This is a genomic window from Achromobacter sp. RTa (assembly GCF_000757485.1).
Lineage (GTDB): Bacteria > Pseudomonadota > Gammaproteobacteria > Burkholderiales > Burkholderiaceae_B > Achromobacter.
In genome coordinates, this window is sequence record NZ_JPYO01000042.1 from 684388 (window position 1) to 697167 (window position 12780).

Consider the following 12780-nt stretch of genomic DNA (forward strand, 5'->3'; position numbering starts at 1 on the left):
GCCATTGGCCGACGAACGTCGCCGGGGCATCCGTCACAAGGCCGCGCACAGCGGCCCGGCGTGTAACGCCGAAACACCAAAACCCAGCCATGCAGGCTGCGGAACAAATTTCCCTGCTTACCATGCAGGACCATCGCTCACCGCATTGAGCAACGTCTAAAGCAACGCACGTTCGGCGCAATGCGGCAGCAAGACACCTACACGGTGTGCCTTGTCGCTGTCCGGCCGCAGGAGCCGCTTGCCGCTCCCGCGCCGCGCAGGCTCGCGATCGCGCCTACGGCCGCTCGCCTGGTGTTTCGGCTGCGTCATCGGGGTTTGCCGCCCATCGCATCCCGCGGAAACGGCCTTCATGCAGCCATGACTGTCCGTCATGAACACGCTGTCAAGGAGAAAGGACGAAGACGATGCAAGAGACAGAATTCTTTCAGCTATCGGCGACAACCGCCATCCTGCTGCTCGCGGGCTTCTATGGAGCGACATTCCTCATGTCGCTCCTCATCGGCGAAAAGAACGAGAACGTCGACGGCTACATGGTGTCGAACAACGCGGTCGGCTTCGGCCTGTCCACCGCCAGCATGATCGCCACCTGGATCTGGGCCGCATCGTTCTACGCCAGCGCCACCTCGGGCTACAAGTACGGGCTGTCCGGCCCCCTGCACTACGGTTTCTGGGGCGCGCTGATGATTCTCTTCATCTATCCCTTCGGCAAGCGGTTCCGCCAGCTGGCGCCCAAGGCCCATACCCTGGCCGAGGTCATCCACGCGCGGCACGGCACGTCCAGCCAGATGATCATGGCGGTGTCGAATATCGTGGGCAGCTGCATCAGCCTCATGGTGAACTTCACCGCGGCCGGGGCGCTGGTCTCTATCCTGAGCCCGCTGACCTTCATCCAGGGCGTGCTCATCGCCGGCCTGGGCGTGTTGTCCTACACCTTGTGGTCCGGCTTCCGCACCTCGGTCATGACCGACTTCGCCCAGCTCGCTGCAATGATCATCGCGGCGGTCATCATCATTCCGCTGATCTTCTTCAACGCCGGCGGCCCCGACGTGCTGCAGGCCAATATGTGGCGCCTGAACGCCGAGCAGGCCGACTTCTATTCCACCAAGGCGATCCTGGAGCAGGGCGCGCCCTACTTCGTGGCGGTGCTTGCCTACGCCATCGGCAACCAGACGATCGCGCAACGCCTGTTCGCCGTCCGCGAAGACCTGATCAAACCCACCTTCCTGACCGCGACGGTCGGATACGGCGCGGTGGTGATCGGCCTGGGCATGCTGGGCCTGCTGGCCCTGTTCGTGGGCCTCGAACCGGCCAACGGCGACATGAACAACATCATCCCCCAGATGGCGTCGACCTACCTGCCGCCCTTCGGCATCGCGCTGTTCTTCCTCCTGGTGGTCGGCTCCCTGTCCTCGACCGCGGACTCCGACCTGGCGGCCCTGTCCGCCATCGTCATGACCGACGTCTACGCCAAGAACCTCTCGCGCGGCCGTCCGGATCCCCAGCGCATGCTCTGGTGGGGCCGCGCCACCATGATCGTCGCCACGATGGTCGGCGTCATCTTCGCCAGCCTGCGGCTGGACATCCTGGTCATGCTGGTCTTCGTCGGCGCGCTGTGGGGCGCCATCGTCTTCCCCGTGATCGCCAGCTTCTACTGGGACCGCGTGGACAACCGCGCCTTCGTCTGGTCGGTGCTCAGCGCCGTGGCCCTGTTCACCATCGTGCGCTTCGAACTGATCCCCATCGAGGGCATCGTCGCGGTGTTCTTCGAAATCTGCGCGGCCATCGGCGGCGGCGTGGTGCTGGGCCTCATGACGTTCGGCTTCTTCGGCCGCAAGGCGGCGATCGCCGTGGGCGCGGCCGGTCTGGCCGTCATGCTGCCCGTCTTCGTCGGAACGTTGCGCGAGTACATCGTCCTGATGGGCTCCCTGACCGCCTACGGCGTCAGCACGGCGGTATGCGTCGGGCTGAGCCTGCGCAACACGCAGCGGTTCGATTTCACCCTCCTCGCCGACCGGGTGACCTCTTTCCACCGGGAACAGGAAGCGCAGGCCCAGGCCGCCGCCCAGCGCCCCATCGTCCAGCCCGCCAAGGGCTGACCCGTCCACGCAAACAAGGAGACCGATATGTGGTTGACGTTGTACTTCATGGTCTGGCCGGCCATTTCCGCCCTCATCCTGGCCCTGCTCTGCGTCACGCTGTGGCGGGACATCCGCGCCGCGAAACGCAGCGGCAAATCCATGATCTGACCCCATAAAAGCGGCCGGGCCGGCCGGCCGCTTGACCTTGCCATCATTGGAATCTTTATAGTGGGAGCCATCAGTAGGAAATCCCCGATTCCAAGGAGCGGCAATGAGTTCCAACCCAGCAGACAGCATCGCGGTCAGCCTGCCGATCGAAGGCATGACCTGCGCCTCGTGCGTCGGCCGCGTCGAGAAGGCGCTGAAAGCAGTGCCGGGCGTCGGCAAGGCGAGCGTCAACCTGGCCACCGAGCGCGCGGACATCACCTTCACCGGCGCCCCGGACGTGGCCGCCGCGGTCCAGGCCGTGCAGAAGGCCGGCTATGCCGTCCCCGAGACCGGGATCGAACTGTCGGTCACCGGAATGACGTGCGCATCCTGCGTGGGCCGGGTCGAAAAGGCCTTGAAGGCGGTTCCGGGCGTAAGTGGCGCGACGGTCAACCTGGCCACCGAACGCGCCCACGTCACCGCGGCGGGCGGCGTCGCGGCCAGCGCGCTGGTCCAGGCGGTGGCCAAGGCGGGCTACGAGGCCCGGATCCTCTCCGGCGAGTCCAGCGACGCCGACGCCGTGGCCGAACGCCAGGCCGCCGAACTGAAGGCGCTCAAGCGCTCGCTGGCGATCGCCGCGCTCTTCGCGCTACCCGTGTTCATCATGGAAATGGGCGCCCACATGGTGCCCGCATTCCATCACCTTATCGCCGACACCATCGGCACGCAGAACAGCTGGTACATCCAGTTCGCGCTGTCCACCATCGTGCTGTTCGGCCCCGGGCTGCGCTTCTTCCAGAAGGGCGTCCCGGCGCTGCTGCGCGGCGCCCCCGACATGAACTCCCTGGTCGCGGTGGGCACCTCCGCCGCCTACGCCTACTCGGTCGTGGCCACCTTCGCCGCGGGCCTGCTGCCGGCCGGCACGGTCAACGTCTATTACGAAGCCGCGGCCGTCATCGTGGCGCTGATCCTGCTCGGCCGCTACCTGGAGGCCCGCGCCAAGGGCAATACCTCCGAGGCCATCAAGCGCCTGCTTGGCCTGCAGGCCAAGACCGCGCGCGTCGTGCGCGACGGCGCGACGATGGAACTGGCCATCGAGGAAGTGGTCGCGGGCGACCTGATCGAGGTCCGTCCCGGCGAACGCATCCCCGTGGACGGCGAGGTCGTGGAAGGCAGCAGCTTCATAGACGAATCCATGATCAGCGGCGAGCCAGTGCCGGTCGAGAAGGCGCCCGGCTCAGAGGTCGTCGGCGGCACCGTCAACCAGAACGGCGCGCTGACGTTCCGCGCGACCAAGGTCGGCAACGATACGGTGCTGGCGCAGATCATCCGCATGGTCGAGCAGGCGCAAGGCTCCAAGCTGCCGATCCAGGCGCTGGTCGACCGCATCACCATGTGGTTCGTGCCCGCGGTCATGGCTGCCGCCGTCCTGACCTTCATCATCTGGCTGGCGTTCGGCCCCGAGCCCGCGCTGACCTTCGCGCTGGTCAACGCCGTGGCGGTGCTGATCATCGCCTGCCCGTGCGCGATGGGCCTGGCCACGCCGACCTCCATCATGGTGGGCACGGGCCGCGCCGCGCAGATGGGCGTGCTGTTCCGCAAGGGCGAGGCGCTGCAATCGCTGAAGGACGCCCGGGTCGTGGCCGTGGACAAAACGGGCACGCTGACCAAGGGCCGCCCCGAGCTGACCGACCTGATCGTGGCGCCGGGGTTCGAGCGGGCCGCGGTGCTGGGCAAGGTCGCAACCGTCGAGGCCAAGTCCGAGCACCCGATCGCGCAGGCTATCGTGGAGGCCGCCCGCGAGCAAGGCATCGCGCTTGGCGCGATCACGGAATTCGAATCGGTCACGGGCTTCGGGGTGAAGGCCAGCGTGGACGGCGCCCGCGTCGAGATCGGCGCCGACCGCTACATGCGCAAGCTCGGCCTGGACGTGGACGCGTTCGGCGCGGATGCCGCGCGGCTGGGCGACGAGGGCAAGACGCCGCTATATGCCGCGATCGACGGCCGGTTGGCCGCCATGATCGCCGTGGCCGATCCCATCAAGGAAACCACTGCCGCGGCCATACGCGCCCTGCACGACCTGGGCCTGAAGGTGGCCATGATCACCGGCGACAACCGCCGCACCGGCGAGGCCATCGCGCGCCAGCTCGGCATCGATGAGGTGGTCGCGGAAGTGCTGCCCGACGGCAAGGTAGCGGCCGTGCAGCGCCTGAAGCAGCAATATGGCCCCATCGCGTACGTGGGCGACGGCATCAACGACGCGCCGGCGCTGGCCGAGGCCGACGTGGGCATGGCTATCGGCACAGGCACGGACATCGCCATCGAGGCCGCCGACGTCGTGCTGATGTCCGGCGACCTGGGCGGCGTGCCCAACGCCATCGCCCTGTCGAAGGCCACGCTGCGCAACATCAAGCAGAACCTGTTCTGGGCGTTCGCCTACAACGTCGCGCTGATCCCGGTGGCCGCGGGCCTGCTGTACCCGGTCAACGGCAGCCTGCTGTCGCCGGTATTCGCGGCGGGCGCGATGGCGCTGTCCAGCGTGTTCGTGCTCAGCAACGCGCTGCGGCTGCGCCGCTTCGCGCCGCCCTTCGCGGCCGCCTGAGGCCGGGGCTGCCGGCCCGGCGGCCCCTTACTGGCTTTTATCCTTCGGCGCGCTGGCCACCAGCGCGTCGAATTGCTTGTCCAGCTCGGCAAGCGAGTCGCGGATATGGGCGCGGCGCGCCTTGATCCAGGCATCCTGCGACGCGAGCCGCGCGCGCGCCTCCTTGATCATGCGGTCCATCTCGGCCGGCTGCGGACCGCCGCTGGTGGCGCGGTTCTTCACGATGGCCACCGGATCCAGCGTGGAGCGGAATTCCGCCTCGCTCATGGGCAGATCGGCGCCGTACTTCGAATCCTTCATCGCGTCCGCATAAATGCGCCGCGCCTGTTCGTAGGGGAAGTCCAGCGGCTTGATATTGTTGGCCTTGGCGTAGCTCACGACCTCGGACGCGAAATGGTGCCCATCGCGAAATGGCAGCTTGTACTTGCGCATCAGCACGTCGGCCAGTTCCTGCGACGCCGTCCAGTCGCTGTTCAGTTCCTCCAGCGCGCGGTCGGGATTGATGACCATGGCCTTCAGCACCCGGTTCCAGCGCTTCAGCGCCGAGATGCCCGCGTCCACCATGGCGGAGTTCTGTTTCACGTCCTTCGGATCGCTCATGCCCGGCGTGATGTTGTGCGTCTGGATGACGGGCCCCATGGCCAGGGTCACCGCGGTGGACGCATCGCTGCGGGTGTCGTTCAGCAGCCCGGGATTGCGCTTTTGCGGCATGGCGCTGGACACATAGGTGTTGCCGCCTCCCTCCTCCAGCAGGATCCACGGGCGCGGCTGGGCGTACTGGGTCATCACGTCTTCCACGAAATTCCCCGTGCGCAGCGCGATGCTGGTGACGATGGACCCCACCTCGACCGGCTGGTCCATCGACGAAATCTGCGAGGCGTCATAGGCGTTGTCGACCAGGGCCTCGAACCCCAGGTATTGCGCCATGCGCTTGCGGTCCAGCGGCCAGCTGGTGCCATTGAGCACCGTGGTGCCCATCGGCGAACGGTCGATGCGCGCATAGGCCTCGCGGATGCGCTGGGCGTCCCGCGCCAGGCCGGCCGCCTGGCCCAGCAGGTAATGCCCGTAGCTGTTCGGCTGCGCGGCCACGCCGTTGGTGTAGTTCGGCACGATGGTGCCGGCATGCTTGGCGGCCAGTTCCACCAGCGTGGTCGAAGTGGCGTTGAGCTGGTCGGCCAGCTCCAGGAGCTTGTCGCGCAGGATTGCGCTGCGGTAGGTGGCGTGCATGTCCTGGCTGGAGCGCCCCGCGTGCAGCAGCGTCACGTCCTCGCCCGCCGCCTTGATCAGCAGCGGCTCGAAGGTGATGACGCTGGAGGGCCGCTTGGCGCCGGGCTCGTTGCCGTCGGCGATCACCTTGGCCACGCCCGCGGCCAGGCGCGGCGCCATGGACTTGTCCAGCAGCCCCTCGTCCGTGTTGATGACGGCGGTCGCCTTGTTGATTTCGCCCAGCCAGAAGAACGGATCGCGTGGCGCCGGCGACTGCGCCTGCTGGGCCGACGCAGCCTGGGCGCCGAGCGACAGGGCAAGGGCCGCGCCCAGGGTGGAAAGTAGATGTCTCATGGCGTTCTCGTTATGGGGTGGGAAAACGCAGTGTATCGGCGCGGCCGCCGGCGGAACATACCGGATTTCACGGAGAGGCGGGCCCGGCATCAGCCGCCGTTGCCGCAGGCGCCCGCCGCCGCCCACCCGAATCAGCGCAACTGCAGATAGGCGGCGTCGATATCCCCTCCCGGCAGGCGCGGCGCGGGTTGCGCCGCCATGGCCTTGCGCGTGTCGCCCAGTAGCGCGCCGGTGGCGCGGCCCAGCGCCAGTTCCGGGTGCTGCCGCTGGCGCTGCTCCACGACCTGGGCGGCGACCGCCAATTCGACGCCCAGCATCCGATTGGCCAGCTCGGCTGCGCGGTCCAGGCGCTCCACAATCAGCGGCGCCTGCGTGCCCACGTCCTCGATGTCCCGGGCCGAGGGCTGCACCAGCGACGACACCGGCACCGTCTCCGCATAGATGCGCGTCTGCAGGACGTTGGCGGTCTTCCAGAAGCCGGCCAGGCTGCCCGGCGGCTGACCGTCGAGCAGGTCGATGCCCGTGAAATCCTTGGTCGCCAGCCGGTTGGCCCGCTGCATGGAATGGTTGGACAGGTGGCTCAGGCCCACCGCCATCGCCTGCGCGTCGAGGGCCCAACCCACGGGTTCGAAGTGCGCGGTCGGAACGACGGCGCCGGCCACCGGACGGCCATCGACCATTCCCTTGACGTAGTACCGCGCCTCCTGCTCGCGAGCGCCTTCCGCCGGCGTGACGTCCAGCAGGACGACGGGGTTATCGTCGGAAGCGTTCAGTTGCGTGCGCAAATGCTCCGCCAGCGCCTGGAACTGCTGGCGCAGGGCGCCATGCAGCTGTGGCGTCGTGCGGAAGCTCAGCGGATCCTGGCTGAAGCGCGCGGAGTCCTTCTTCCACAGATAGCTGCCGTCCAGCAGCGCCGCGATCCGTCCGGCGGCCTCGCGATGCCCCGGGAAGGGGCGCGCGGCCACACTGTCGGGCAGCAGCGGCGCCACGTTGCCGTTCAACGCTTCCAGGCTGGCGGCGAACACCAGGTCCGCCCGGTCCAGCAGACGGCCCAGGTCGTAGGCGACCAGCGCCGCATGGCCGGCCGAGTATGCGTTCGAACTCATGATGGCCAAGGCATCCTTGGCGAACGGGCGCACCGGCGCGATGCCGGCGGCGCGCAACGCTTGCGCGGCAGGCACCCGGCGGCCGTCGACCAGCACCTCTCCCAGGCCCATCATCGCCAGGCCTGTGTAGGACAGCAGGAAAATGTCGGCCTCGCCCACCGACGCGTCGCGCGGCACGACCGGCGTGATACCCGCATTGAGCAGCGTCGCGTACATGTCGGCGATCTCGGGCTGCATGCCGGAGGCGCCCGTCAGGGCGGTGTTCAGGCGCGCGGTCAGCGCGGCGCGCACGATGGCCGCATCGGTCGCGGGCCCGGTCGCCCGGCTGTGCGAAATCAGCAGGTTGCGGTTGAACGCCTCCGACGATTTGCGCACATCGACGGCGTTCTCGCGCTGCCCTTCCAGCACGGCGACCTGCCTGGCCGCGCCGACGCCGCGATTCAGCCCGTAGATCGGCATGTCCGCCTGCGCGGCGGCCAGCACCACGTCGTGGCCTTGGGCCACGCGGCGGCGGGCCTCGGGCGCGATCTCGACCTTGGCGCCAGACCGGGCCACCAGCGCGACCTGTTCGTAGGTCAGGCTGGCGCCGTCCAGGCGGACGGTCTGCTGCGCAAGCGCCCAGGCCGGCATGACGGCGCAGCATAGCGCCAGCGCCCGCGGCAGGCGTAGCCCGCGCGGCTTCATCGCGTTCTTCATGTTCTGGTTCCTTCCTGACTCGGCGTCAGTTCAAATCCGCGCGAGGCGCGGCATACCCGAAAACGAAAACCTTGCTACGGCTGCCGGCCGGATCGAAAACACTGCGTTCGATCGCGCCAAGGCCGCCGCCGGTACGGCCGCGCAGCGTCCAGCTCGCCTGCGAAGCGCGGGATACGCGCGATACGCGGGATGCGCGGGATGCACATGGCCGCTACTCTATGCGGATGTTGTTCTTCTTGATGAGTTCGCCCCACGCCTGGTACTCCTCGGCGACCTGGCGGGTGAACGCATCCACGCCGGAATCCCCGCCCACCACGCCGACGCTTTCCAGGTACTCGCGCAACGCAGGCGTCTGCATGACGGCCTTGACCGCGTCGGCCAGCTTGTCCGCGACGGGACGCGGCGTTCCCGCCGGAGCGAACAGTCCGTACCAGCCGGTGATGTTGAACTCCGGCATGCCCAGTTCGCCAAGGGTCGGGACGTCCTTGATCGCCGGCAGCCGCGCGGCCCCGCTGATGGCCAGGATGCGCACCTTGTCCTGCTTGGCGAAGTTGATGGCGGATACCGGGTTGTTGAACATGAACTGCACCCGGCCGGGGACCAGGTCGCCCATGGCCGGCGCGTCGCCCTTGTAGGGCACGTGGGTGGCTTGCGCCCCCAGGCGCTCGTTGAGCATCGCGCCGAAGATGTGGAGCGTGCTGCCGCTGCCCAGGCTGGCATAGGCCATCTCGCCTTTGTGGGCGCCGGCATAGGCCTTGAACTGGTCGAAGGTGGACACGCCCAGCGAAGTGGGCACGATGAGCGCCGTGGGCACCTGCGCCACCATGTAGAGCGGCTGCAACGCCTGCATGGGATCGTAGGGAAGTTTCTGAAGCCAGGGCCCCTGCACGATGCCGGCGGGCGCGTTCATCAGCAGCGTGTAGCCGTCGGGCTGCGCGCGCACGACCGCATCGGTCGCGATGATGGTGTTGCCGCCCGGCTTGTTCTCGACGATGACGGGAGTCGCCAGCCGCTCGCGCAGGCCGTCGGCCAGGCGGCGCGCGACCGTGTCGAATCCTCCCCCGGCGGGATACGGCACGATCAGCCGGATCGGCTTGCTGGGATACGCGTCGGCGGCGGCCGTCGGCGCGGCGGACGCCAAGGACAAGCTCAGGCAGCCGAGGACGGCGGCAATACTGTGACGTGAGGACATGAGAGGCTCCGGCGTCCGGATCGGACGGGTTGAACGGAAAATCAGGGCAAGGCGATCGTGTCCGGGCGAGCGGCAATGTGTTCCAGCCAGCGCCGGACCTGCGGATAAGGCTGCAGGTCGTACCCTCCCATGGGGGAGAGACGGGTGTAGGGATACAGCGCAATGTCGGCGATGGTGTAAACGCCGCCCGCCAGGTAGTCGCGCCCGGCCAGGTGCGACTCCATGACGGCCAGCGCCTTGGCGCCTTGCCCGCGCAAGGCCAGCACTTCCGGCGAGTCCGCCGCCGCGCTGCGCGCCAGGCTCACCAGGAAGCGCGGCCGCGCGAAATTGCGCAGGTGGTCGAACTGCTCGAAGAACAGCCACTGCATCACCTCGGCGCGCGCCGCCCTGCCCTCCGGAAGGTAGGGAGTGCCCTGCGCCAAGTGCGCCAGGATGGCGTTGGACTCGCGCAGCACCAGGCCGCCGGCCTCGCGCAGCACCGGCACGCGGGCCTGGGGATTGATGGCCAGGAATTCCGGCGTGCGCGACTCGCCCGCCGCCAGGTCCAGGATGCGCCTTTCGTAGGGCAGGCCGAGCAGGCTGAGCAGCTGCCTGATCTTCCATCCGTTGCCCGAATTGCGGCTGTCGTAAAGAATGGTCATGCCCAGTCCCCTCAAGCGTCCGGATTCAGTGCGTACTCGGCGAGCGGCGCGTTCATGCGCGCCTCCACGTCGGGATAGACGGCCGGATCGAAGATGCCGGCGCCCATCGGCAGGCGTCCCTTGGGCACGACCAGAACCGCCACGCGGCGGCCGGCCTCCAGCTCCGAAATGGCCAGAACCTCGCCCGTCTTCTCGTCGAGCACGGCCTGCAGATCCGGGAACGTGGAAACGCGCCGTCCGTCGGCCTCGGCCGTCATGAACTCGTTGCAGACGCCCAGCGCGATGCGGGCCCCGGTGCCTGCGTCGGTGACCGCCACCTCGCCCACGTCGAAACCTTCTCGATAGACCACCGTCGAGCCCGCGATCTCGCCGCGCGCCAGCACCCGCGCGCCGGTGGCCGCCACCAGGGCGGCCAGGCGGGCCTCCCCCTGCGCCGGCGCGGCCAGCATGGCGCGCCCGACGCTGAGCTGGTAGCCGATGGCGCCATGCGCGGCCGCGTCCGAAACCATGCCGGCGGCCAACGGTCCTCGGCAGGCCATGATCAGCCCGCCCGCCTGCACGGCGGCCGCGCGCAGCAGGGCGGCGGTCGTCAGCATATTGCCGTGCAGGGTGATCTCCAGCCCCGCGCCCACGCCGCATTGGTACAGCAGCGCGTCCGGCCGGGACGACAGGCCCAGGCTGCCCATCCGCACGGTGGGATGCCCGCGCCCGTTGCAGGCCGCGTCCAGTAGCGGCACGCCCAGTTCTGCCGCCAGCAGCCAGGCATAGAAGCCCGGCACGTGACCCGGCATCACGGCGTCGATGCGCGCGCCGCTGGCCTGCACCAGATTGCGCGCGGCGCGCAGCGCATGATCGGGATCCGCCAGGTGCTTGCCCGCGCCCGGCGCGCCCACCGCCGTCGAAACGAGGATCTGCCCGTCCGCCGGCAGGCTGGCCAGCGAACGCAACGCCAACGGTCCGCGGGCACAGGCCAGTTCGGCGAAGCGGCGGCTCTGCGCCACGCGGGCGCGGCCGCTGCCGCCGGCCGAGAGCAGCAATCCGCCCGCGATGGCGGCGTCGATATCGTCCAAGCCCAAGGTGTCCTGGCTCATGCCTGCCTCCCCGCGCGCGCCACGCCCAGCCCGGCGGCCTCGGCGACGCCACGCGCCTGTTCGTAGCCTGCCTCGGCATACCGCGTCACGCCGATCCCCGTGTCCCCGTCCAGCACCGCCGCCAGCCGCTCGGCGGCCAGCGGCGTGCCGTCGGCGATCACCGTATGGCCCGCGCTCTGGGATTTGTTGCCGTTCGAATGGATGGCCACCAGCGTGGCGCCGCCGCTGCAGGCCAGCATGGCATTGAGCAAGGGCCAATCGGCGATGGCGTCGCTGCCGTCCTGCATTTTTTCCGTTTCGCGATACGGCGACGCCACCGAGCCGGCGTCCAGGTGGTCGCGCGTGAACGCGATCGGCGCGCTGATGCGACCGCTGGCCACCGCCTCGTTCACGCGCAGCGCCAGGCGGCTGCGCTCGCCGTGCCCCAGCCAGCCGATGCGCGCCGGCAGGCCCTGGAACTGGATATGCTTGCGCGCCATGCCGATCCAATGGCGGATCGGATGCCCCGCATCGAAGGTTTCGTCGATGAGGGCGTCGACGGCCTCGATATCCTTCGGATCGCCCGAGGCCGCCACCCAGCGGAACGGCCCGATGCCTTGGCAGAACAGCGGCCGGATGAACAGCGTAACGAAGGATTCCAGCTCCGCCGCCTGCGGCAACCCCGCCTCGACGGCGCGGGCGCGCAAGGTATTGCCGTACTCGAACGCCAGCGCGCCGCGGCGCTCGAACTCCAGGATGGCGCCGGCGTGGCGCCGCAGGGTCGCGGCGGCGGCCTCCAGCGCCGCGGCCGGATCTTCCTGTATCCAGCGGGCTGCCTGCGCGGGCGTCGAGCCGGACGGCACATAGCCGCGATAGGGATCGACCATGCATTGATCGGTGACGATGTCCGGCTGGAATCCGCGCGCCAGCATGGCCTCGTACAGGTCGACCGCGTTGCCGGCCAGTCCCACCGAACCGCCCTCGCCCGCGTCGGCCAGCGCCTGAATGCGCTCCAGGGCATCGTCCAGGGATGCCGCGATCGTGTCCAGGTAGCCCGTGTCGGCGCGGCGCTGCAAGGCGTCGGGATTGGCGTCCACCACCAGCGTGGCCGCGCCCGCCATCTTGCCGGCCAGCGGCTGGGCGCCGCCCATGCCGCCGCAGCCGGCCGTCAGGATGACGCGCCCCGCCAGCGAACCGCCGAAATACCGATGCGCGGCCCCGACGAAGGATTGGTAGGTGCCCTGCACGATGCCCTGGCTGCCGATGTACTGCCAGCAGGCCGCCGTCATGCCCGGCAGGATGGTCAGGCCGCGCTGTTCCAGCTGGAACATGGCGTCGTCGCCCGCCCACCGGCCCAGCACGTTGCCGTTGGCCAGCAGCACCCGCGGCGCCCGCTCGTTCGTGCGGAAGCGCGCCACCGGTTTGCCGGATTGCACGATCAGCGTCTCGTTGTTGTCCAATGTCTTCAGCGCCTGGACGATGCGGTCGAAGCTGTCCCAGTCGCGCGCGGCCTTCGCGGCCGACATGTAGACCACCAGGTCTTCAGGACGCTCGCCGTTCTCCAGGTTGTTCTCCAGCATGCGCAGGATCACCTCCTGGTGCCAGCCCTTGCAGCGCAGCGCGGTGCCGCGTTGTGCCCGAATGCGTCGTGGTTCCATTTCTTTCCCCTCCGGAGCGAGCCCCGTCGT

Annotated in this window: 9 protein-coding genes; 3 read left to right on the forward strand and 6 right to left on the reverse strand. The window is 68.8% G+C overall.

The annotated features are described in order from the left end of the window. The first annotated feature begins 404 nt into the window (after nucleotides 1–404). From JL37_RS20710 to JL37_RS20715, 3 genes are all read left to right on the forward strand, one after another. Nucleotides 405–2096 carry a sodium:solute symporter family protein gene (locus tag JL37_RS20710; RefSeq protein ID WP_043546443.1) on the forward strand — a complete coding sequence of 564 codons (1692 nt, stop codon included), beginning with the start codon at nucleotides 405–407 and terminating at the stop codon, nucleotides 2094–2096. 27 nt (nucleotides 2097–2123) lie between these two features. Beyond that, the gene (locus JL37_RS30920) at nucleotides 2124–2246 is read left to right on the forward strand and encodes a putative transporter small subunit (RefSeq protein ID WP_231570400.1); all 123 of its coding nucleotides are present in this window, start codon (nucleotides 2124–2126) and stop codon (nucleotides 2244–2246) included. A 103-nt stretch (nucleotides 2247–2349) separates the two neighbouring features. Beyond that, a complete protein-coding gene (locus JL37_RS20715) occupies nucleotides 2350–4827 on the forward strand; it encodes a heavy metal translocating P-type ATPase (protein WP_043546444.1) in 2478 nt (825 codons plus the stop codon). Between the two features lie 27 nt (nucleotides 4828–4854). Here the strand turns inward: JL37_RS20715 and JL37_RS20720 are convergent, their stop codons facing one another. The 6 genes from JL37_RS20720 to JL37_RS20745 all read right to left on the reverse strand — a co-directional run bounded on the left by JL37_RS20720 (nucleotide 4855) and on the right by JL37_RS20745 (nucleotide 12750). Next, nucleotides 4855–6387, reverse strand: coding sequence for an argininosuccinate lyase (locus tag JL37_RS20720; RefSeq protein WP_043546445.1), 1533 nt, complete (start codon nucleotides 6385–6387; stop codon nucleotides 4855–4857). Nucleotides 6388–6518: 131 nt separating this feature from the next. After that, the gene (locus tag JL37_RS20725; RefSeq protein ID WP_052097452.1) at nucleotides 6519–8189 is read right to left on the reverse strand and encodes an aromatic amino acid ammonia-lyase; all 1671 of its coding nucleotides are present in this window, start codon (nucleotides 8187–8189) and stop codon (nucleotides 6519–6521) included. 211 nt (nucleotides 8190–8400) lie between these two features. Continuing rightward, a complete protein-coding gene (locus JL37_RS20730; protein ID WP_043546446.1) occupies nucleotides 8401–9381 on the reverse strand; it encodes a tripartite tricarboxylate transporter substrate binding protein in 981 nt (326 codons plus the stop codon). 41 nt (nucleotides 9382–9422) lie between these two features. Continuing rightward, the gene (locus tag JL37_RS20735; RefSeq protein ID WP_043546447.1) at nucleotides 9423–10022 is read right to left on the reverse strand and encodes a glutathione S-transferase family protein; all 600 of its coding nucleotides are present in this window, start codon (nucleotides 10020–10022) and stop codon (nucleotides 9423–9425) included. An 11-nt stretch (nucleotides 10023–10033) separates the two neighbouring features. After that, nucleotides 10034–11113, reverse strand: a complete 1080-nt coding sequence (locus tag JL37_RS20740; RefSeq protein ID WP_052097457.1) for a DUF917 family protein — start codon at nucleotides 11111–11113, stop codon at nucleotides 10034–10036. Then, nucleotides 11110–12750 (reverse strand): urocanate hydratase, encoded by a 1641-nt coding sequence (locus tag JL37_RS20745; RefSeq protein ID WP_043546448.1) that lies wholly within the window; start codon nucleotides 12748–12750, stop codon nucleotides 11110–11112. Before JL37_RS20745 ends, JL37_RS20740 begins: the two co-directional genes overlap by 4 nt. Between the last annotated feature and the right edge of the window lie 30 nt (nucleotides 12751–12780).

Excerpts from the sequence above, each read along its gene's own strand:
- JL37_RS20720 (WP_043546445.1), bottom strand. The coding sequence starts at position 6,387 with ATGAGACATCTACTTTCCACCCTGGGCGCGGCCCTTGCCCTGTCGCTC.
- JL37_RS20735 (WP_043546447.1), bottom strand. The coding sequence starts at position 10,022 with ATGACCATTCTTTACGACAGCCGCAATTCGGGCAACGGATGGAAGATC.
- JL37_RS20710 (WP_043546443.1), top strand. The coding sequence starts at position 405 with ATGCAAGAGACAGAATTCTTTCAGCTATCGGCGACAACCGCCATCCTG.
- JL37_RS20740 (WP_052097457.1), bottom strand. The coding sequence starts at position 11,113 with ATGAGCCAGGACACCTTGGGCTTGGACGATATCGACGCCGCCATCGCG.
- JL37_RS20745 (WP_043546448.1), bottom strand. The coding sequence starts at position 12,750 with ATGGAACCACGACGCATTCGGGCACAACGCGGCACCGCGCTGCGCTGC.
- JL37_RS20715 (WP_043546444.1), top strand. The coding sequence starts at position 2,350 with ATGAGTTCCAACCCAGCAGACAGCATCGCGGTCAGCCTGCCGATCGAA.
- JL37_RS20730 (WP_043546446.1), bottom strand. The coding sequence starts at position 9,381 with ATGTCCTCACGTCACAGTATTGCCGCCGTCCTCGGCTGCCTGAGCTTG.
- JL37_RS30920 (WP_231570400.1), top strand. The coding sequence starts at position 2,124 with ATGTGGTTGACGTTGTACTTCATGGTCTGGCCGGCCATTTCCGCCCTC.
- JL37_RS20725 (WP_052097452.1), bottom strand. The coding sequence starts at position 8,189 with ATGAAGAACGCGATGAAGCCGCGCGGGCTACGCCTGCCGCGGGCGCTG.